The following is a 21,657-nucleotide window of genomic DNA, read 5'->3' on the forward strand; positions in this document are numbered from 1 at the left end:
GGAAAAGGGGCCGGCCCCTCACTCCAGCCTGACCACCACGCTGTCGCTGGCCCCCGACGCGTCCATCACCGAGATCCTGGCGAAGCCCGCGCCGTCCGGTGCCCATTCCGACTGGCGCCGGGCGCTCTCGGCCACCGGCAGGCTGTTGACCATCCAGGTGAGGGGCGGCACCCCGCCCAGCGCCTTGAGGGCGAGGCTCGGCGCGGGGCCGGGCTCGGCGAGGCCGAGATCGATCCGGGCGCCGTCCGGCGGGTAGGCGATCTTGAGGGCCGAGCCCAGAGCCGCCGAGAGGGTCTTGGGCACGTCCTTGCGGATGTGGCGCAGGGGCGGCGGCAGGCCGGCGGTGGTGGTCACCAGGGCGTCGCGGGGCATCGGCACGGAATCGGGCTCGCCGCCGAAGCGCGAGAACGCGTCGAACAGGATCGGCGCCGCGACCACGCGGCCGACGAGACCCGGCACGGCGTTGCCGTCCGGCCGCCCGACCCAGACCGCGATGGTGACGCGCCGGTCGAACCCTACCGCCAGGGCATCGCGATAACCGTAGGACGTGCCGGTCTTGAACGCGATCCGGTTCGGCAGCGCATTCTCCGGCGGGGGCGCCCCGCGCAGGGTATCGGCGACGTACCAGGCCGACACCGGCTCGGTGACGCGCAGCTCCGGCGGGGGCGATGCGGCCGGCCCGTCGAGGCGGCGGATCAGGTCGGGCACCGAACCACCCCGGGCGAGGCCGGAGAACAGCCGCGCGAGATCGGTGAGGGTGATGCCGAGGCCGCCCAGAGCCACCGGCAGGCCGGGTGCCGTGTCGCGCGGCAGGTCGATCCGCGCGCCCGCGCCGCGCAGGCGGGCGATGAAGCGGGCGGCGCCCACCGCCTCCAGCAGGTCCACCGCCGGCACGTTCAGAGAAAGCTGGAGCGCGCGCCGCGCCGTGACGGTGCCCTGGTAGCTGAGATCGAAATTCTCCGGCGCGTAGGAGCCCGCGAAGCGCACCGGGCGGTCGTCGAGGAGGGTCTCGGGATGGGCGATGCCGTTCTCGAAGGCCAGCGCGTAGATGAACGGCTTCAGGGCCGAGCCGGGCGAACGGATCGCCCCCGTCATGTCGATGGCGCCGGAGCGGCTGGCATCGAGATAGCCGGCGCTCCCCACCTGCGCGATCACCGCGCCGGTGCGGTTGTCGATGGCGAGGATCGCCGCCGAGATGCCCGGCCCCATGGCGGCGGCGCGCTCGGCGGCCAGCCGTTCGAGGCTCGCCTGCAATCGCCCGTCGAGAGAGAGGCGCTGGACCCGCGCGTCGGGATCGGCCGCCAGAGCCGCTTCCGCCGCATGGGCCGCCAGCATCGGGAAGGGCTTTCGCTGGTCCGGCACCGGTTCGGCCTTGGCGGCTTTCGCCTCGGCGGACGTGATGACTCCGCGCGCGGCGGCGATGTCGAGGACCCTGTCGCGCGCCTGACGCGCGCGGGCGGGGTAACGATCCGGCCGGCGCACCTCGGGCGCCTGGGGCAGGCCGACGAGGAGGGCGGATTCGGCGAAGGAGAGCCGGGCGGGCTCGCGCCCGAAATAGGCGAAGCTCGCCGCCCGCAAGCCCTCCACCGGGCCGCCATAGGGCGCGAGCGCGAGGTAGAGGTCGAGAACGCCGTCCTTCCCCAACCGGCGTTCCAGCTGGACCGCCCGCACCATCTGCCGGAGCTTGGCGCTGAGCGAGCGTTCGGGCCGCGGCTCCACGAGGCGAGCCACCTGCATCGACAGGGTGGAGCCCCCGGAGACGATTCTGCCGTGCCGGAGCCATTGCCACGCGGCACGCAGGGTCGCGGCGGGGTCGATGCCGGGATGGTCGGCAAAGCGCCGGTCCTCGTAGGCCTTCAGCATGGCGAGCATGCGCGGATCGACATCCGCCCCCGTCACCGGCAGCCGCCAGCGCCCATCGGCGGTGGCGAAGGGGCGCAGGAGATGGCGGTCCCGATCGAGGATGACGGTGGAGCGGAGGCTCGCCTGGGTCAGGTCGAGGGGCGGGAGGGTCGCGACGAAGCGCCAGAGGGCGAGGGCGGGGAGGAGGAGGAGGGCGATGACCACGTAGATCGGACGGAGCGCGAGGCTCTCCTCCCCCTTGTGGGGAGGAGTTGGAGGTGGGGGGGGGTGCGTAGAGGCCGCGCCGCATCCGGCACCACCCCCACCCCTGACCCCTCCCCACAAGGGGGAGGGGAAGCGCCTCCGCGCACGAGCCATGGCCCTACTTCGCGCTCACCTCGACCGAACCGAAGGCGGTGCGGCCGAAGCGTTCGGGGCGGTACATGTCCTCGATGGTGGCCCCGGGATGGACGTAGGTGCCGGGCGAGACCGCCCGCACGGTATAGGCCACCGTGAAGAAGGCGGATTGACCAGGGGTGCGCTCGTAGGCCGCCACGAAACGGTCGTCGCGGAACTCGGTGCTCACCGGCTGCACGTCCGACTTGGCGAAGGCGAGCCCCGCCAGGGCATCGGAATCGAGGAGCTTCGGATTGTCGATCTCGAGGCCGGCGGGCAGGCGGTCCACCAGCAGGAGGCGCCCGGCGCTGGCCTTCGCCTCGGTCACCTTGAGCACCACCACGAGGCGGTCGTTCTGGCGAACCCCCTGAGCGAGATCCACCACCGTGCCGTCGAGGCGGTGATAGGTCCGCTCGATGGAGTAACCCCGTGATTCCGCCGGCTCCGGGGCGATGGGATTGCCAGACACGCTCACCACGGTCTGGGCGGCGCCCGTCCCGTCATTGGTGATGGTGACGGGCCTCGCGTCGAGGGCGGGGGCGCGGTAGAGCCGCGAGACCGGGCCCGATTGCCGGGTGCCGTCGACGCTGAAGCTCAACGCTTCCGCCTCCTTGGCGAGCCCCTCGGCGGCTAGCACCATCCAGGCATTCTCCTGGGTGCTGGTGAGGCGTCCGCTGGCCCGCTCCTGGGTGATGACCTGACCCAACGGCCGGATCGTGTCGCGGGCGAGGCCCGTCTCGGCGGCGAGGGCGAGAAGGCCGGCCCCGTCGCGCAGGCGCGAGCCGTAATCGGCGCGGTAGGTCGAGGTGTCGCGCGCGGATCCGAGCGCGGTCACCGCCGACTCGAACGCCTTGGCCGCGCGGCCCCGGTCCCCGAGGAGGGCGAGAGCCGCCGCGATCTGGCCGCGTCCGAGGGGGGTCGCGAACTCACCGAGCTTGGTGTCGGCGAGGTAGCGCAGGTCGCCCATCACCGGCCGCCCGTTCCGGGCCAGCACGTAGGCCGCGTAGGCGATGTCCATGCCGCCGTCGCGCACCTCCGTGGTGTTGGCGACCGTGTTGCGCAGGCGGTCCAGGGCATTGGAGAAGGCGGTCTGCGGCACGGCGAATCCGCGTTCGCGGGCGCGGGTCAGGAAGTCGGTGACGTAGGCGTTGAGCCAGACGTCGCTCAACCCGCCGACGCTCCACAGGCCGAAATCGCCCGAGGCGTCCTGGCGCGAGAGCACGCGGTCGATGGCCTCGCGCACCCGTTCGTCCACTTTGTCGTCGATGCCGAGCCTGTCGAGGGAGGCGAGCTTGTTGACGTAGAGGAGCGGCATCGCCCGGCTCACGGTCTGTTCCGAGCAGCCATAGGGATAGCGGTCCAGCGCCTGGAGCAGGGCGGGCACGTCGAGGGCGGCGAGCGAGGAGGCCGTCACCGAGACCGACCCGGTGCCGGGGAGGATGTCGGCCAGGAGGTCGCCCGTTACCTGCAGGCTGGCGCCGGGTTCGAGGGAACTCACCGAGCGACGGACCAGGGCGCCGGTGCCGGGGCCGATGTTGAGCGAGAAGCTCTGGCCCACGGTGCCGGCGATGCCGGGGCCGGACAGGTTCACGTCGAGCCGCGACAGGCCGGGGCCGGCGGCGGTGATCGGGATGACGAGCGAGGTCTTCGCCCCGCGTTCCAGTTTCATGGTGCTGTGAACCGCGCCGGCCGAGACCAGGACCGGGCCGGAGAGGTCGAGATCCACGGTGTAGTCGCCGGCCTGCCCCTCGACATTGTCGATGGCGATGAAGAAGCGCGAGCGGTCGCCGACATTGAGGAAGCGCGGCAGGGTGCCGGTGAGCACGACGGGATCGCGGATGATCACGTCGGCCTGGGCCGAGCCGACCTTCGCCTTGCTCCAGGCGGTCACCATCACCCGGCCGGTGCCGTTGAAGGCGGGCAGGGGGAAATCGACGCTGGCGCGCCCATCGGGGCCGACGCGGACCACGCCGGAATAGAGCGCCAGCGGCGCCTGGGTCGGGGGCGAATCGGAGAGTTCCGCCGCACCGCCGTCACCGCCCGAGCGGATCGCGCCGAGCGTGCCCTGCATGCCGTCGATCAGGTATCCGTAGATGTCGCGGATCTCCGGTCCCAAGGCCTTCTGGCCGAAGAAATAGCCGAAGGGATTGGGCGATTCGTAGCGGGTGAGGTTGAGGATGCCGACATCGACCAGGGCCACGCTCACCCGCGCCTCCTCGCCGGAGGACAGGCCGGCGAGCTGGATAGGCAGGGTCAGGGTCTCGCGGGGCCGCGTGGTCGCGGGCGCTCCGACGGTCACGGCGAGGCTGCGCCTGTCGGTATCCACCGAGAACCAGGCAAGGCCGAGCGCCCGGCCCGGCAGGCGCTTGGCCGCCTGGTCGAGGGGCCGGTAGGCGGTGGCCACGAGATAGGCGCCCGACCCCCATTCCGCCTTCACGGGAATGTCCACGTTGGTGCCGGCCTCCGACACCGTGACGTCGAGGATGTCGTGGACCTTGTCGCTCACCACGGCGAGGGTGGCCGTGCCCTTGAAGCGTGGCTGGAGGCGCGCCCGCAGGGTCTCGCCGGCGGCATAGCTCGGCTTGTCGAGCTTGAGATCGAGGAGATCGGGCACGTCCGCGGTCTCGGAGCCGCCCCAGCCCACGGTGAAGGTGACGCTGACGGTGGCCTCGGGCCGGCCGGCGACCAGGGCTTCGAGGCGGTAGGTGCCGAAGCCGACGGTGGAACTGACCCGGCCCGGCGCGTCGGCGGCGAGATCGAGCCGTCCGTCGGCGATGCGCCGCGTCGAGGTCACCGGCTCGAACGACCAGCGCCCGCCTTCGCGGTACCATTGGTAGTTCCGGTCGACCTTGGACAGGGTCCAGATGACGCCGTTCTGCGGGATTTTCCGTCCGTCGGGGCTCGCCATGACCACGTCGAACGTGGCGACACTGGCTTCCGTGAGGTCGCCCGAAAAATTCTTGCGGATGGCGAGGACGGGGCCGGAGGGCAGGATCGGCAGGGTGACGCTTCGGCTCAGCGCCCGCCCACCCGGCTCGCCGACCTGCAGCGTGATCTTCGCCTCGGTGGGGCGCGGGGCGCTGAGCGCCTGGACCGGCACCGTCACGGTCGCCGATCCCTTGGCGTCCGTGGTGGCCTTGGCCTCGATCTCGGCCGAGGTCGCCTCCACCTTCTCGTCGTCGAGGCCGATGGAGAAGCCGTCGAGCCCCTTGATCCCGCTCGTCGCGGCGGCCTGGACCAGGACCGTGCCCGACACGTCGAGGCCCGAGCCCGGCGCGCCGTAGAGATAGCGCGCGGCGACGTCGATGGTCGCGGGCTCGCCCTTCGTCAGGGTCGGGCTCTTCGGGGTGAGAGTGACCTCCAGGCGCTCGGGCACGTAATCCTCGACGAGGAACGTGGCCTCGCCTACGGGCGGTGCCTTCGCATCGGTATAGGCGGCGATCCGCCATGTACCGTGCATCGCGCCCGGCATCAGGGCGAGGGGCAGGGCGCGGCCGCCGAGGCCGGCATCGGCGACCTGGACGCGGCGATACTCGACCCCGTCCGGACGCTTCACCACCAGGGTGAGGGGAAGGTTCGGCACGGCGATGCCGGCGGCGTCGCGCAACAGGGCCGTGACCTGAACGGTCTCGCCGGAGCGGTAGACCCCGCGCTCGGGGAAGACATAGGCCTCCACCGCGCCCGGCTGCGGCCGGCCCTTCACGCCCCGGTCGGTGAGGTCGAAAGCGCTCTGGGAGAAGTCGAGGAAGCCGTAATCGTCGCCGAGCTGGGCGACGACGAGGCCGGGCGCGATTCCGCCTTCGCCCCGTGCGAGGCCCGGATCGAAGGCGGCGTGGCCCTGGCCGTCGGTCTTCTTCGTGGCCAGCACCTCGTTGTTGCGGGCCACGAGGCGGATCTCGGCGCCGGGCACCGTCTTCGCGCTGGCGAGCGAGCGGGCGAAGACGTGGATGCCGTCGCGGCCCTTGAAGGCGGTGAGGCCGAGATCGGAGACGACGAACCATTGCGTCGCCTGGGCCTCGTAGCCGCCGTCCTCATCGACATTCGTGGCGACGCCGCTGGCCTGGGCCAGCATGATGTAGATGCCGGGCTCCAGCTTGCCGACCGCCTGCAGCACCGGGAAGGCCGTGACCGCCTCGTGGTTCAGCTCGGCCTTGGCCGTGTCGAGGGTGCCCTTCCAGACGCGGGTGCCCTTCTGGTCGGCGATGGTCTTCGCGGTCATGCCGCTGAGCTGGCCGAGGAACTCCTCAGAGCGCAGGGACGGCAGCAGGCCACGGTCGCCGACGCGCAGCACCTCCACGTCGATCTTCGGCGCGTTGACCGAGACCAGCGGCACGCCGGCCTGTCCGGTGCGCGGCAGGACGTAGTTGCGCCCGGTGAAACGCACCTGGGGCGAGCGGTCCCGCACATAGACTTCGTAATCGGCCGATTTCAGCAGGGCCTCGCCCACGGAGGACGGGATGCCCGAGCGCAGCACGAAGGCGTAGCGCTCGCCGTGCTTCAGCCCGTCGACGCAGATCTGCTGGCCGCTGCCGGTGACGGCGGCATTGGCGGCACCCGAGACGGCGACGTAGGGCGTGAAATCGGTCTTCGGGGCCAGGCTCTCGGAGAACTGGAAGCAGACGCGCGGGGCGGCGGCGTCGGAATCGACTTTATAGTCGAGGATGCGGAAGCCGTGCTCGGCGCGCAGGCCCTCATAGGTCTCGCGCACCGTGGCGTCGTCGGCGAGCGCGAGGCTGGCGCGGTAGGCCTCGAGCGAGGGCCGCCATTCGGATTGATCGGCATAGACCTCGCCCAGCACCGCCAGGGCCTCGGCCTCGGCGGCGGCGCCGCGCGCCTTCAGGTAAGCCTGATAGGCGGCGGCCCGTGCCTGGCCGCGCAGGCGCTGGCGGAAGGAGTAGTCCCCGGTTTCGTTATCATTGCCCACCGTGCTCGCGGCGCGGGCATAGGCGAGCCAGTTCAGCGGGTCGCCCGCATCGGCGGCAATGGCCCCGGCGAGGGGCTTGAGGGCATCGGCCGGCTTCTCCGCCTGCACCAGGGCCTCGCCCTCGGCGCGCAGCTTGGCTGCCGGTCTGGTCAGGCCCGACGTGGCGGAATCCGCCCTCACCGTCGCTTCGAGACGGACCGCGTCACTGGCCAGCGCGTCACGCACGAAAGCCTTGGGGGATGGCGCTGGTTTCGGGGTAGCGATCCGCGCCACCGGACGATCGGGCGCCTGGGCGAAAGCCGGTGCGTCGCCCATGCCGCCGAGGGCCAAGGAGCCGGCAAGAACGCCTCGGGCAAGAAAATTTCTGGCAAGAAAACTTTTGGCAAGACGGGCGGTCGCGCGCCCGAGCCCGGTTGATCCCGACATTGCCCACCTCGTCCTTGGCGGCATCCGATCCTCCCTCGGTGCCGCGCCGGACCCTAGCACCTCGGGCGGCCGCCGCAACGACGCGTTCGCCCTGACGATCCGCTGGAAATCCGGCGATCCCTCTGCCACACCTTCGCGAACGGCATCGCCAAAAGGCCATCGGGGAGCGTGAACCATGATGCAGCGTGCGCGATTCGCAGGGGCTGCGGCGGCTCTGGCCCTCCTCGTCCTGCCGGTTCAGGCGCAAGAGCCCACCCAGGCGCCTGGCCGCCCCGCTCAAGCGCCTGCCCGTGCGGCACCGGCGGCCGATCCCGCCTTCGAGGCGGCGAAGGCGGCCTTCGAGCCCCTGCCGGAGGCGGAGAGGAAGGGCCTGCAGGACGCCCTGGTCTGGACCGGCGACTACAACAGCGTCATCACCGGCACGTTCGGGCGCCGCACCTACGACGCCCTGCTCTCCTACCAGAAGCGTGCCGGAAACTCCGCACCCGGCTTCCCCGACGCGAGGATGCGGGCGGCGATCCTCGCGGCCGGCGACACGGCCCGGAAGGCGGCGCGGTTCAGCGTAAAGCCCGATCCTGCGAGCGGCATCGTCATCGGCGTGCCCGAGCGGCCGCTCGCCAAGCGCAGCCCTCAGGCCGGCGGAACCCGCTGGCAGAGCGGGGATGGCCGCGTCACCCTCGACACCAAGTCCTTCGCCCCGGAAGAGACTACTCTCGATGCCCTGTTCGCCCGCATCACCGCGCCGGGCGCCGACCGCAAGGTCACCTACAAGATCAAGCGGCCGGATTTCCTCGTGGTCACCGGCGAGACGGCGACGGGCAAATCCTACATCCGCTATGCCGCCGCCCCGGGGGGAGTTCGCGGCTTCACCATCGGCTACGACAAGGCCCTCGGGCCGGATGTGGACCGCCTGGTCATCGCCATCGCCAACAGCTTCGTGCCGTTCCCGGAGACGGCCGATGCCGCCCCTGCCGAGGTGGCGGCCAGACCCGGTGCGACGCCCGGCAGGCCCTTGCCGGGCCCGGCCGTGAGAGCCCTGCCGCCACTGACCCGAGCCGCGACGAATGTGGGAATCGGCCTCATCGTCGCCCCGGGACGCGTCCTGACGAGCTCCTCGGCCCTGGAGGCCTGCACGGCGCCGCGGATCGCCGGTTTGGCCGCGCGGATCGTCAAGGTGGATGCAGGGCGTGGTCTGGCGCTTCTGGAAGCGGCCGGCGCGAAGGGCCGTGTCGCCGCCCTGGCTTTACGAGGAAGTGCATTGGCGCCAGGTGAGGCGCTCGTGGTTCTGGGGGGCGATGGGGGAGGGGGCATCGCCGTCTCGTCGGGCCAATCCGGCGGGGATAGGCTATCGGCGCCGCTCCAGCCCGGATCGTCGGGAGCCGTCGTGCTGGACCGAAACGGCGCCCTGGCCGGCCTCGTGGCCCGCTATCCGTCGTCGCCCCGGCTCGTGGCCGGTGTGGCGCCGCCGATGAGCTACCCTCTGGTCGACGGCCGTGTGGCACTGGCGTTCCTGACCGAGAACGGCATCTCTCCGGAGGCGGCCATGGACAAGTCGGGCGCGACGTTAGGCGCGGTCGCCTCCGGGGCGGCCGGTTCGGTGGTCGGCCTCACCTGTCCGTAGGGAATACACTTGGTCCTCCCGGGACCGCGACGTCCCAGATGCATGAACGGCGGGGCGCCGGAACACCCCGCCGGTTCGGACGTGCGATCAGAGGCGTCCCGTGACCAGAAGCACGATCAGGATGATGATGAGGATACCGCCCAGACCGAAGCTCTGTCCGCGATAAGCACCGCCACCGAGGAAGTTGCCGCCGCCGAGGACGGCGAGGATCAGGATGATGAGCAGGATGGTGGTCAGGGTCATGGGGAAGAAACTCCGGTCACGCCCAACCAACATTGCTTGAGCTTGACCGGTGAAACGCCCGTCCGCCGATTCCGTTCAACGCTTGGGCGCTTCAATGATGCAGATTGATGACGGTGTTGCAGGAAAGTCGATGTCAGGCTCGCCAGTCCGGCAGTTCGCCCGCCGTTTCCGTGAGCCAGGCCGGCACGGGCAACCCGCGCTCCGTGAGGAAGGCCGGGTTGAACAGCTTCGACGCGTAGCGCGCCGCCCCGTCGCAAAGAATGGTCGCGATGGTGTGGCCGGGGCCGAGAACCCGCGCCAGCCGGATCGCGCCGGCGACGTTGATTCCCGATGAGCCACCCAGGCTGAGCCCCTCCTCGCGCATCAGCCCGAACACGATGTCCAGGGCCTCCGTGTCGGGGATGCGGAAGGAATGGTCCGGCCGGAACCCTTCGAGATTGGCGGTCACCCGGCCCTGGCCGATCCCTTCGGTGATCGAGGAGCCTTCGGCCTTCAGCGTGCCGGTGGTGTAATAGGCATGCAGCGCGGATCCCTCGGGGTCGGCGAGCGCGACGGTGATTCCGGGCTTGAGCGCCCGCAAGGCCTGGGCGGTGCCGGCGAGGGTGCCCCCCGTCCCGGCCGCGCAGACGAAGCCGTCGATCCGCCCCTCCGTCGCGGCGAAGAGCTCGGGGCCGGTCGTGTTCACATGCGCCTGGCGGTTGGCGACGTTGTCGAACTGGTTGGCGAAGAAGGCGCCGGCCGGTTCGGTGGCAGCGAGGCGCTCGGCGAGCCGCCGCGCCACGTGGACGTAATTGTCCGGGTTGGAGAACGGCACGGCCGGCACCTCGACGAGGCGGGCGCCGGCAAGGCGCAGCGTCTCCTTCTTCTCGGCGGACTGCGTCTCCGGGATGACGATGACCGTGCGGTAGCCGCGGACCGACGCGACGAGGGCGAGCCCGATGCCGGTATTGCCCGCCGTCCCCTCGACGATGGTGCCGCCCGGCCGGATCGACCGGCGTCGCTCCGCATCCGTGACGATGGACAGGGCCGCCCGGTCCTTCACCGACAAGCCGGGATTGAGAAACTCGGCTTTGCCGAGAATGGTGCAGCCGGTGATGTCCGAGGCACGGCGCAAGTGGATCAGCGGCGTTCCGCCGATGGCGGCGAGGACGTCACCGGAGAGGGTAGGGGTGCGCGTGGTCATGACGGGTCGGGCGTATCCTGCGATGTGAGGCGCGACGAGCATGACCGACACGGCGTCCCGCGACCACCCACGATCACGCGGATCGCAGAAAGGCACGCCGATCGGTCGAGAAGGGGTTGCCAAGCTGAAAAGGAGATTCTAGACACCCCCACCGACGGCGGAGCGCACAACTCTCCCCGGTCAGGTCGGCGCCCGTAGCTCAGCTGGATAGAGCACCAGACTACGAATCTGGGGGTCAGAGGTTCGAATCCTTTCGGGCGCGCCATCACTCAGCTGGATTTCCAGTCCGGTTAAATTCACCAGGGTTGAACCGACGATGAGCGTCGTGAGTCCCCTGAAAACTCCAGAGAGCTTGTCAGTTTCAGCCAGATCGGCGACGGCTGCTCTGTGGCCTGTGCCAAGGCCGGCAGCTTGATGGGTTGGCTTTGAGCCGTTCCTCGCGGTTCTCGACGACCTTGGGCCCCGCTAAACCATTCGAGGGGCTGCTGAAGCATCGGTCCCACATCGGCCCCGAGTGAGCGGAGCGGTGACCGCTCCGGGCGTCTCGCTTACGGAGGCGCGCATTGGCACGTCACCGCTTCCTCCCACTCAAGTCGCTGGAACAGCGTCGGTTTTCGGCCTTCGGCCGGTGCCGCCGTTGCAAAGACGGCTGGGACGATAACCCACGAGATACGGCCTGCCACGGCGCAGCGCGCGGCCTGAGAATCGAGGGTGGCGCGGTTCGGGCCGCGGCCCCGGCCGCGCAGGCCGATGCCCAAAATAATGGAGCTTCGAGGCCGCCGGCACGGTGGTTCGTCCGCCGGGACAACGATGCGTCTGGCGCATGTAGGGGGATGGCGGTTAATGGGGTAAGCACTTGGTGGGGGAGGAACATTTGTCATGACCGAGAGCCCGGAGCCGTCCTCCGCCGCCGCGGACCCCGCCGGGCGGCTGTCCGAGGTGTCACGCCTCGCGAGCCTTCTGGCGGACCGCGTCCTCAGCGCGCAGATCGCCAGCCAACCCATTCCAAAAGCTCACATTCACGCCTTGCTGGACGCGGCCATCATTCTCGAAAAATACGAGGTCAGGCTGCCGCCGCTGCTCGAACAGATGGTCGAGACGCTGGAAGACGAGGATGCCGGGAAGCCGGCCGGCGCCGGGGCCGAAGAGGCGCCGACCGAGCCTGTCGAGGGCGAAGAGGCCGATGCCAAGCGCCTCGCCTGGTTGTTTCGTCCCTTCCAGGGGACGAAGAGCTGAGCCGGTCCGCATCGGCGAGCCGACGCTCGAACTCGCTCAAGGCTTTGAAATATAACAGGTTTTTGCGCCCGGCGCCGGCTGGGTGAAGCCCGCCCCCAGAGCGCCGCAGGAGGTGGTGGCGCTCTGGAGGCGATGCGCGAAAGAACGTGTGGACGGCGCCAAGGGCAAGGCAGCGTCGTCGAAGGTCTTGCGGCGATCGTTGGTCACGCTGCCGACCGCGCTCCGTAGTGGAACTCGGCGATTTCCTGGATCAGGTCGCGCCTCTGCTCGTCGATCAGGTCCGGAAGGATGTCGTCACCTTCGCCGTCGATGGCCGAGAGGAGATGGACGTCTGGGAATACCCCCTCGAAGGTGACCAACACCTCCGCCTGTGCGTAGGAATCATGGGGGTCGAGACAGCGGTGGCTCATCATCGGGCAAACGGCGCTCCGTGAGATAAAGCAAAAAAATGCCATACACCTGGCCTGAGAGAGAAAAAATATAGCACGATAATGCTTATTGGCGTCTCGAGGCGGCACGCCGCCACACCCTGAGCGGGGTCCGGACAGCAACGGCGATCCGCCCGGTACCGCCACGCACCCCCCGTTTCGACCGCCACGCGACCCCCTCTTCGACCGCCATCCCTCGGTCCGTGGCATCCGCACCGCGGAACGGCGCATTCACCAAGATGGTTGTCGGCGCGGGAGGGCCTCACATGCGCGCAGTGATCTTCGACATCGACGGCACGCTGCTCGACAGCGTGGATCTCCATGCCAAGGCCTGGGTCGAGGCCTTCGCCCATTTCGGGGTGGAGGCCGATTTCGTCGCAGTCCGGCGCCAGATCGGCAAGGGCGGCGATGAACTCATGCCGGTGTTCCTGCCGCCGGAGCGCGTGGAGCGCGAGGGCAAGACCATCGAGGCCTACCGCTCCGACCTGTTCAAGCGCGACTACCTCGACCGGGTGCGGCCGTTCCCCGGGGTGCGCGCCCTGTTCGAGCGGATCGGGGCGGCGGACATGCGGATCGCCCTGGGGTCGTCGGGCAAGAAGGACGAAGTCGAGCATTACCAGGAGATCCTGGGCATCGCCGATCTCGTCGACGTGGTGACCACCTCGGACGACGCGGAACGCTCCAAACCCCATCCCGACATCTTCGAGGCGGCTTTGAAGAAACTCGCGCCCCTGAAGGCAAGCTCCATCCTCGTGGTCGGCGATACCCCCTACGATGCGGAGGCCGCAACCAAGGCAGGCCTGTCGACCATCGGCGTCCTGTGCGGCGGCGTCCCGGCGGCGGACCTTTCGAGGGCCGGCTGCATCGCCCTCTACCGCGACCCGCAGGATCTCCTCGACGGTTTCGATCGCTCGCCCCTCGCCGCCGGCTGACATGCGCTCATCGGGCCGAGGCCTGGTGGGAGCGCCGGGGAGGGGGCTCGCTTCGTCGCAGCCCGGAACAGGGACGGGTGGTCGTTCTTGTCAGAGCGACACCGCGCACCGCCGGGATGCGAAGCAATCGGAGCCGACAACGATGATGACGATTCGTCGAAGCCTTGCCGTCATGGTGGCTGCACTCATCGCAGGCCCTGCTTATTCTCAAAGCAAGCCTCTGGCGCCGCCGGCGAGCGATGCGATGCCGCCGGTCGAGCTGACCGTGACACTCGAAAACGGAAAGCCCGTCTGCGCACCGGCCGAGCTGAGATTGCCCGCCGATACGAATGTGGAGCTCCATATCGTGAGCACGGCGAACGCCCCGGTGACGATCACCGCCGAGGGCCAGTTCGAGAACGCCAAGGTGCTGCACGCGGATGGCGACCTCGTCCATGTCATGAGCGAGAAGGGCTACACCGTGAAGCAGAACGGCAAGGGCGTCCTGCGGCTGCGGACGATGAAGGCGGGCGAGACGGCCTATGGCTGCACCAGCACCCGCAATGCCGACGCCCCCTTCGTCGGCAAGCTGATCCTCACTCCGCCCGCCGGCTGACCGGGGGACGGGCCGTTCCATGCTTGCTCAAAGCCTGTTTGAGTTGATTGTCCAACGCCTTACCTCATCCTGAGGTGCCGCGGAGCGGCCTCGAAGGAGGCCTCCAGAACTAACCGAGCGAACTGGAGGGCTCCTTCGAGGCCCTTTGCTCCAGCAAAGGGCGCCTCAGGATGAGGTGGTCTGGCTGGATGATCCGCTCGGGCTTGAGCAGCCTTCCCGCGTGACCGCGTAGCGGCAGCTGTCCGCCGGACTTCAGTGAACCCGACATATGGGTCGGATTCACCCAAACTTGGTAGAAGCTCCGATACTCGGCCTCACGCCGGGGATCGGCACCTTGGGGCGCTCGCGATCTGCCAGGTTTCTAAGCCATGTTTTAACCGGGAAGCCTCAAGACCTGCGTCCTGAGCGCTGTCGATGCGAGCCATCACCCTGACCGGCCATCACGGCGCGGACAATCACGCTCGATTGTGAAGGCGCGAGACGATGGCCGTACCGAGTTCAGCACAAGCCAGCCGCACCGACGGAAAGACGGCCCTGCTGCTTCAGTCTAAGGACCGCGACGGGACGTATCATTTCGCCGGCGACGATCATATCGATGGTGTTCTGATCGGCTCGAAATGGACGATCGGCACGCTGACCTACAGCTTTCCGGCGAGCGGGAGCTTCTACGAAGGGTCCGGCTACGAGAGTGATCCGCACCAGAGTGGCGACCCCGTCTATCACCAGCCCTTCAATCCGCAGCAGCAGGAGGCGACGCGCTACACCCTCGATCTCGTCTCCTCCTATACCAACCTGACCTTCCAGGAGATCACCGAGACCGCCACGGTTCATGCCGAGCTGCGTTTCAGCCAGACCTCCTGGATTGACGAAGGATCGGCCCATGCCAATTTTCCGTCGAGCAATCTCCAGGCCGGGGATGTCTGGTTCGGCACCTATACCGACCAGCCGTTCTACAGCGTTCCGGCGATCGGAAACTGGGGGCAGGCGACGACCATGCACGAGATCGGGCATGCGCTCGGCCTGAAGCATGGCCATCAGGATTATACGGACGCCCCTCTGAATGCCGAGCTCGGCCTCGCCGGCAGCCCGCCCCGCTACGGCACGGCGGCGCTTCCCCTGGAGAAGGACGGGCAGGATTGGTCGCTGATGACCTACCGGTCCGACCCGACCAATCTCGGCGTTTCGTTCGAAGGCGAGGGGTTCAACCAGCCTCAGACCTACATGCAGGACGACATCGCGGCCCTGCAGTTTCTCTACGGCGCCAATTTCCAGACCCAGAGTGGCGACACGACCTATCGCTGGGACACCAAGACCGGCGAGCTGTCCATCGACGGCATCGGCCAGGGCGCTCCCACCTCCAACACGATCTCGATGACGGTCTGGGACGGCAACGGCCGGGACACCTACGATCTCTCCAACTATGCGACAGCCCTGGACGTTGACCTGCGCCCGGGAGCCTTCTCGACCTTCTCCACGGCGCAACTCGTCAACCACCAGGCCTATAGCGGCGGCGACGCGATCGCGCTCGGCAACGTCGCCAACGCGCTCCTGCACCAGGGCGATCTCCGCTCACTGATCGAGAACGCCATCGGCGGCCGGGGGCATGACCGGATCGTCGGCAACACGGCCGATAACCGCCTCGACGGCGGTCTCTCCCCGGACAAGATGTTCGGCCTTGCCGGAAACGACACCTACCTCGTCGATAACGGGCGCGACATGGTGGTGGAGAGGGCCGGTCAGGGCACCGACTATGTCCGCAGCACCGTCTCCTACGCCCTCGGCGAGAATGTCGAGTACCTGATCCTCATGGGCGACGCCGCCAGGGCCACCGGCAACGATCTGACGAATGCCCTGCGGGGCAATGCGGGCGGCAACGTGCTGAACGGCGGTGCCGCAAACGACCGGCTCTACGGCAATGGCGGCGCGGACACGCTCCTCGGCGGCCAGGGCAACGACCGGCTCGAAGGCGGTGCGGGCAACGACACGCTCAGCGGCGGATGGGGCGACGACGTTCTCATCGGCGGCCGGGGCAGCAACGTCCTGACCGGGGGACGCGGCGACGATGTGTTGTTCCTCGGCGCGGGCACCGACCGAGCCGTGTTCGGCCTCCATTCGGGCGACGACAGGCTGTTCGATTTCAGCGCCTCGAGCGGAGACCGGATCGACCTCTCCGGCCAGACCTACTCCCTCGGCCAGTCCTCGGATGGTTATGCCCTGCTCACCCTGTCGGGCGGCGGTACGGTCGAGCTCGACCATATCCGAGTCTCGCAGGTCGATTCAGGTTTCTTCGTCTGAGGCTCCTGCCCGCCCTGCCTCGGGACGAGGATCAGGGCGGCCGGCACGGAAGAGGGGCGTCACCGCACGGCGACTGTCAGCGGTGATTTAGCCTGCTCTGAGCCTGCTTGATCTGATTTTCTCAACGTATGATCCTATCAAATCAGATCGTCCAAATAAGACCTCCTCATCCTGAGGTGACCTTTGCTTGAGCAAAGGGCCTCGAAGGAGCCCTCCAGAAACCAAAGCGATCTCTGGAGGGCTCCTTCGAGGCCGCTACGCGGCACCTCAGGATGAGGCAAAGACTTGGACAAGCAACTCAGGCAGGCTCTATTTTATCAATGGCGAGATTCAACGACAAGCGCGTCCTGATAACGGGCGGAACGAGCGGCATGGGGCTGGCAGGTGCCAGGCGCATCGTCTCAGAGGGTGGCGAGGTCATCGTCACCGGGTTGAACGAGGCTCGGATCTGCGAGGCGCGCCGTCTTCTTGGCGCCAAGGGGCAAGCGATCGCGAATGATGCTGCCATCGCCACTGCGGCCGTTGCGTTGGCGGAGATCGCGCAGGTCGCAGGCGGGCTGGATGGTCTGTGGCTGAACGCCGGCCATGCTGCCCTCGGGGCTCCGGAGGAGGTCGATGCCCATGCGTTCGATCGCATGATGGCGGCGAATGTCCGGGGGCCGGTACTCCAACTCGCGGCTCTCTCTCCGCATTTGAACGCGGGGGCGTCGGTCGTCGTCACGTCGTCGTCGTCCACCTACGAGGGAGCCGCCGCGACCGGCCTCTACGCGGCGACCAAAGGCGCTCTCGTCGCGATGGCACGATCATGGGCCACCGCGCTTGCGCCGCGCGGTATCCGCGTCAACGTCGTCGTGCCAGGGCCTATCGACACCAATTTCCGCCACTTCCTACCGGATGAGGCGAAACAAGGTTTCGAGCAGTTCGTGATCGGGCAAGTCCCCCTCGGACGTGCCGGCACACCCGACGAGGCCGCAGCCGTCGCCCTGTTCCTTTTGTCCGACGATGCGTCCTATGTGACTGGTAGCCAGTACGCAGTCGATGGTGGATTGGTGATGCAATAGCGGCGCTTTCCCATTCTGCATCGGTTGCGGGGAAAAGCGAGGAATGCTTGCCGATGGTCGCATTCACCATCGCCCCGCCTGAAAGCCGACCGGTCGTCTCGCTCTCCGACGTTGAGGATGGGTACCAGGCTCATCTCGATCACGGCGGCGCTCGTACCGGCCGGGTATGATCGGACCGGTTCCGAGACCGCCTCACCCCGCCCCCGCCTCCACGACACTCACCACGCTGCGGCCGTTGCCGCGCTTCTCCACGCGGACCTGCACGGCGATGCGCTCGATCATCGCCGCCACATGGGTGATGACGCCGACCTTGCGGCCGCGGCCCTGGAGCGTCTCCAGGGCGTCCACGGCGAGGTCGAGGGTTTCGGCGTCGAGGGAGCCGAAGCCCTCGTCGATGAAGAGCGTGTCGACGAAGGAATCGCGGCCCTCCAGGCCCGACAAAGCGAGGGCCAGCGCCAGGGAAACGAGGAAGCGCTCGCCGCCCGAGAGGCTGCGGGTGGCGCGCACCTCCTCGCCCATGTCGCGGTCGACCACGTGGAGGGAGAGGTTGGCCGGGTCGCCGCGCACCAGCCGGTAGCGCGGGCTGAGCGCCAGCAGGTGCTCGTTGGCGAGCCGGACCAGATGTTCCAGCGTCACCCCTTGGGCGAAGAGGCGGAACTTGACGCCGCTGGCCGAGCCCACGGCCTCGTTCACCGCCTCCCAGACGGCGTAATCGGCCCGCGCCCCGGCGATGGTCGCCTCCAATCCGGCCGCCCGCACCCGCGCCGCGTCGTCCCGCTGGAGATCGGCCGTGATGGCGCCGAGGCCCTGCTGATGGGCGGTGATCGTCTCGGCGAGGCCGGAGGCCGCCGCTTGCGTGGCGGGAGCGTCGATCTCCGGCGCATCGAGCAGGAGGGCGAGGTCGGCGCGCCGCGTGGCGAGGGCGGTCTCCGCCTCGCGCGCTTCCGCCGTCCGCGCATCGACGGCCTGGCGCAGGGAGGCGCGGATCTCCGGGGGCAGGGCCAGGGCCTCCCGCACCGCCTCGCCGCCGCGCGGGGCGCAGGCGGCGAGGTATGCGGCATCGGCCTCCTCGCGCTGGCGCCGGGCCGCGTCGCGGGCGGCGGCCCCGTGCTCGGCCGCCGTCACCGCCGAGGCGAGGGCGGCCTGGGCGGCGGCGCGGGCCTCTTCCGCCTGTTTCAGGGCGTCGCGGGCGCGCTTGCGCGCGTCGTTGATCCGTGTCCGGTGCAGGCGGGTCTCCTCGCCGCCGAGGAGGGGCGCCCGCTCCGCCCGCAGGCCGGCGAGCTTGTCGGAGCGGGCCAGCGCCTGGCGTCCGGCCGCGTCGGCGGCGGCGCGGGTGAAGCCCAGGGCCTCGGCCGCGCCGGCGCGCCGGGAGGCGAGGGACTGGGCCTCGCGCTCGAGCTTTTCGCGATTCCGGTCGAGGGCACGGTGCGCGGCGGCGACCTCGGCCACGCGCTTGGCCGCACCGGCCCCGTCCCGCTCGAGATCGGCCAGCGACAGGCCGGCACCCGCCAGATAGGGCGCGATCTCGCGGCCGAGGGAGACGACCCGCTCCGTATGGCCCGAGACGCGGACCGTCTCGCCATTGGCGGTGAGTTCGGCCAGACGCAGGGCCTCGCGCTCGGCGGCGCGGGCGTGTTCCGCCGCCTCGATCTCACCGGCTCCCGCCTCGATCCGGGCGGCGAGGGCGTCGATCTCGGTGCGCAGGGTTCCGGCCCGCTCCAGGGCGGAGAGCAGCGGGGCGCGGTCGCGCTTCAGGGCCTCGACGAGGCCGGCGAGGGCGGGAGCCGCCTCGGCATCGAGCCGTTCCGGGATGGTCCCGTCCACCCCCGCTTCGCCACGCGTAGCGAGGAGGTGCGGGTGGAGATCGGCATAGGCGGAGGCCGCCCGACCCTGCGTAGCCTGCGCGGCCGCCGTCACCTGTTCGGCGTTGCGCGCCCGCGCGTCGGCGGTGGCGCCGGCCGAGGCGGCCTCCGCCAGGGCGTCCCGCGCGGCGGCGATGGCCGCGTCCTGCTCCGCCCGCTGGGCTTTCAGCGCTTCGGCCACGCGCCCCAGCCCATCCTGGTCTCGGGCATGCGGATGATCGGTGGCGCCGCAGACCGGGCAGGGCTGGTCCTCCACCAGCAGGCTGCGCAGATGCGCCGCCTGCTGCGAGACCGCCTCCTCGGCGAGCTCCGCCAGGGGGGCGACGGCCTTACGCATCTCGATGGCGCGGGCCTGCCGGGCGGCGGCCTCTTCCCCGGAGAGCCGCGCGGCCTCCTCGGCGCGGCGGGCGGCCTCCGCCTCTGTGGAGGCGCGCTCAACGGCGAGGGACGCCTCCGCGTGGCCGCGCGCCAGGGGCAAGGCCTCGCGCAGGTGCTCGGCGAGGCGGTCGATGGTGCCCAGGCGCGCCCGCGCCGCGCCCTCGCCGATCCGGTCCAGGGCGGCGGCGAGGCCGGCCCGGTGCTCGGCCGCCTGCATCCGCTCGGCCTTCGCCTGCGCGATCGCCCGGTCCCCCGTGGCGATCGCGGCCGAGCGGCGGGCGGCCTCGTCCGTGGCCGTGCGGAGAGTGGCCTTGGCCTCGGCCAGTTCCGCGCTCAGGGTCGCGCGCTTGGCGAAGAGCTGTTCGGCCTCCTCCGCCCGGCCGGCGAGGAAGGCGCCGCCCGTATCGGCCGCGAACCGGGCGGCGACCTCGGCGCGCGCGGCCTCCGCCGCCGCGAGGCCGGCATCGAGCGCCTCCAGGGCTGTCCGCGCGTCCAGCGCCTTCGCCCCGGCGACGGTCGCCGCCTCGGTGGCGTGGGCGGATTCGGTGGCCGCCTCGGCGATCCGGGTGTCGAGCTCGGCCGCCCGCGTCCAGACCGGCCCGAACGCCTTGAACCCGGTCTCCGACGCCTCGTCCGCCGTGGCTGCGGCGTCATGGGCCTCCCGCGCGGCCCCGGCCCGCGCCTCGGCCTCTCCGCGCGCCGCGAGGGCCAGGACCAGGGCCGCCTCGGCGGCGGTCAGATCCCGCTCCGCCCGCGCCGCATTCCGCGCCGGTTCGCGCAGGGGCTCCACCGCGTCGAGTTCGGCCAGCCGCAGGCTGTCGGGCCGATGGGTCTCCAGGGCCTGCCGCGCGACAGTGAGGCGGCTCTCGGCCGCCGAGACCAGGCCCCGTGTGTCGGCGATGCGCCGCGCATGGGCCAGCGCCGCGTTCAGCTCCGCCAGTTGGCCGGAGAGCTCCGTCACCTCGGCCTGGAGCCGCGCCCGCTCGGCGTGTTTCTCCGCCCGCGCCACCTCGTCGAGGAGGCCGACGGCGTCGCGATGCGTCTCCAGTTCCTTCACCGCGGCGCGCTGCGCCTCGGCCCCGGCATGGATCCGCTTCGAGATCTCGGAATAGATCGCCGTGCCGGTGATCTTCTCCAAGAGTTCCGCGCGCTCGCCCTCGGCGGCGAGGAGGAAGGCGTCGAACTCCCCCTGCGCCAGCAGGACGGTGCGGCGGAACTGGTCGAAGGTGAGGTCGGTGAGCTCGCAGATCGCCGCGTCGACGAGGCCGGCCTTGCTGTCGCCGACGGAGCCCCCGTCCGCCAGCCGGGTGAGGGAGCGGGTCTTGTTCTGGAGGCGGCCGTTGGCCTTGCCCCGCGCCCGGTAGACCGACCACCGCGCGCAGTAGCCCTGCCCGTCCCGGCCGATGAAATCGACCTCGGCGAAGCCCTCCGTCGCCCCCCGCCTCAGGATCGCCCGCTCGTCGCCGATGGTGATGGGATCGCCGCCGGGATCGGGCGCCCGCTCGCGCCCGCCGGTCGCCACGCGCGGATAGCGCCCGTAGAGGGCGAGGCAGAGGGCGTCGAGGATGGTGGACTTGCCCGCCCCCGTCTCGCCGGTGATGGCGAAGATGCCGGTGGCGCCGATGGGGCCGCCGGACAGGTCGACGGAGAAGGGGGCCGCGAGGCTCGCGAGGTTCTCGCCGCGGATCGCCAGGATGCGCAAGGGTCGTGGCCTCGTCTCGAAGAAGTCAGGGGGATGCGGGGACGAGTGTCATAGCCCAGGATGACGGGCGGACGAGGGCGATGCAGCCGCCGCGCAACGATGTCCACACGTGGCGGGATGGCGGCAGGGCTGCGAACTCCGGTGAATGGGATCTGGCACGACACCGAACCGGCCGCGTCGTCATTCCGGGTCCGCATCGCGGAGCCCGGAATCCAGAGCCGCTACGCCGGCTTGAGATGGCACGCCCGGCGGATCTGGATTGCACGCCTCTGGCGCGGCCCTCCGGGGCCGGGCTCGCCTTTGGTGCCCCGGAATGACGGCGCGGATGTCACAATCGGCGTGAACGGTACCGCAGATCGGATGGCATCGACCCGCATTCGGAGCCCTTGGGATGGCGGGCGCCCATAGTCGCTCATCTTGACTGCGCTCCCTCTGAGAACGCCGGGCGGAAACGACCGGTCTCCTCGGAGGAGATCAAAGAGATCGAAGAGTGCGGCGTCTGCCTCGTGGCGCGCTTGAAAGCTTGTCGGCGC

12 protein-coding genes and 1 tRNA gene are annotated in these 21,657 nt (G+C 70.0%); 7 read left to right on the forward strand and 6 right to left on the reverse strand.

What is annotated here, in order from left to right:
* Nucleotides 1–18: 18 nt before the first annotated feature.
* Nucleotides 19–2,061, reverse strand: a complete 2,043-nt coding sequence (gene pbpC / locus A3OM_RS24525) for a penicillin-binding protein 1C (protein WP_245257858.1) — start codon at nt 2,059–2,061, stop codon at nt 19–21.
* A gap of 163 nt (nt 2,062–2,224) precedes the next feature.
* Nucleotides 2,225–7,477 carry an alpha-2-macroglobulin gene (locus tag A3OM_RS0122445; RefSeq protein ID WP_051074449.1) on the reverse strand — a complete coding sequence of 1,751 codons (5,253 nt, stop codon included), beginning with the start codon at nt 7,475–7,477 and terminating at the stop codon, nt 2,225–2,227.
* Between the two features lie 286 nt (nt 7,478–7,763).
* Here A3OM_RS0122445 and A3OM_RS0122450 point away from each other — a divergent pair, with 286 nt between their 5' ends.
* Complete coding sequence (locus tag A3OM_RS0122450; protein ID WP_018046048.1) at nt 7,764–9,209, forward strand: serine protease; 1,446 nt, start codon at nt 7,764–7,766, stop codon at nt 9,207–9,209.
* Nucleotides 9,210–9,296: 87 nt separating this feature from the next.
* Here A3OM_RS0122450 and A3OM_RS25640 read toward each other — a convergent pair whose 3' ends face one another.
* Nucleotides 9,297–9,452, reverse strand: coding sequence for a hypothetical protein (locus A3OM_RS25640; RefSeq protein ID WP_018046049.1), 156 nt, complete (start codon nt 9,450–9,452; stop codon nt 9,297–9,299).
* Between the two features lie 133 nt (nt 9,453–9,585).
* Nucleotides 9,586–10,635 (reverse strand): cysteine synthase A, encoded by a 1,050-nt coding sequence (locus A3OM_RS0122460; protein ID WP_018046050.1) that lies wholly within the window; start codon nt 10,633–10,635, stop codon nt 9,586–9,588.
* Between the two features lie 188 nt (nt 10,636–10,823).
* Between A3OM_RS0122460 and A3OM_RS0122465 the strand changes: the two genes are divergently transcribed.
* Together A3OM_RS0122465 and A3OM_RS0122470 are read left to right on the forward strand one after the other, a co-directional pair.
* A tRNA-Arg gene (locus A3OM_RS0122465) sits at nt 10,824–10,900 on the forward strand.
* 614 nt (nt 10,901–11,514) lie between these two features.
* Complete coding sequence (locus A3OM_RS0122470; RefSeq protein WP_018046051.1) at nt 11,515–11,871, forward strand: hypothetical protein; 357 nt, start codon at nt 11,515–11,517, stop codon at nt 11,869–11,871.
* Between the two features lie 203 nt (nt 11,872–12,074).
* Here the strand turns inward: A3OM_RS0122470 and A3OM_RS0122475 are convergent, their stop codons facing one another.
* Nucleotides 12,075–12,284 (reverse strand): hypothetical protein, encoded by a 210-nt coding sequence (locus tag A3OM_RS0122475; protein WP_018046052.1) that lies wholly within the window; start codon nt 12,282–12,284, stop codon nt 12,075–12,077.
* Nucleotides 12,285–12,565: 281 nt separating this feature from the next.
* Between A3OM_RS0122475 and A3OM_RS0122480 the strand changes: the two genes are divergently transcribed.
* The 4 genes from A3OM_RS0122480 (at nt 12,566) to A3OM_RS0122495 (ending at nt 17,182) form a co-directional block, all read left to right on the forward strand.
* The gene (locus tag A3OM_RS0122480; protein WP_018046053.1) at nt 12,566–13,231 is read left to right on the forward strand and encodes an HAD family hydrolase; all 666 of its coding nucleotides are present in this window, start codon (nt 12,566–12,568) and stop codon (nt 13,229–13,231) included.
* A 142-nt stretch (nt 13,232–13,373) separates the two neighbouring features.
* The gene (locus A3OM_RS0122485) at nt 13,374–13,826 is read left to right on the forward strand and encodes an anaerobic typically selenocysteine-containing protein (RefSeq protein WP_081612715.1); all 453 of its coding nucleotides are present in this window, start codon (nt 13,374–13,376) and stop codon (nt 13,824–13,826) included.
* A 483-nt stretch (nt 13,827–14,309) separates the two neighbouring features.
* Nucleotides 14,310–16,121 carry a M10 family metallopeptidase gene (locus A3OM_RS26635; protein ID WP_018046055.1) on the forward strand — a complete coding sequence of 604 codons (1,812 nt, stop codon included), beginning with the start codon at nt 14,310–14,312 and terminating at the stop codon, nt 16,119–16,121.
* A 320-nt stretch (nt 16,122–16,441) separates the two neighbouring features.
* Complete coding sequence (locus A3OM_RS0122495) at nt 16,442–17,182, forward strand: SDR family oxidoreductase (RefSeq protein WP_018046056.1); 741 nt, start codon at nt 16,442–16,444, stop codon at nt 17,180–17,182.
* Between the two features lie 192 nt (nt 17,183–17,374).
* Here A3OM_RS0122495 and A3OM_RS26640 read toward each other — a convergent pair whose 3' ends face one another.
* The gene (locus A3OM_RS26640) at nt 17,375–21,124 is read right to left on the reverse strand and encodes an AAA family ATPase (RefSeq protein ID WP_018046057.1); all 3,750 of its coding nucleotides are present in this window, start codon (nt 21,122–21,124) and stop codon (nt 17,375–17,377) included.
* Between the last annotated feature and the right edge of the window lie 533 nt (nt 21,125–21,657).

Origin of the sequence: Methylobacterium sp. 88A (assembly GCF_000376345.1) — a bacterium.
Lineage (GTDB): Bacteria > Pseudomonadota > Alphaproteobacteria > Rhizobiales > Beijerinckiaceae > Methylobacterium > Methylobacterium bullatum.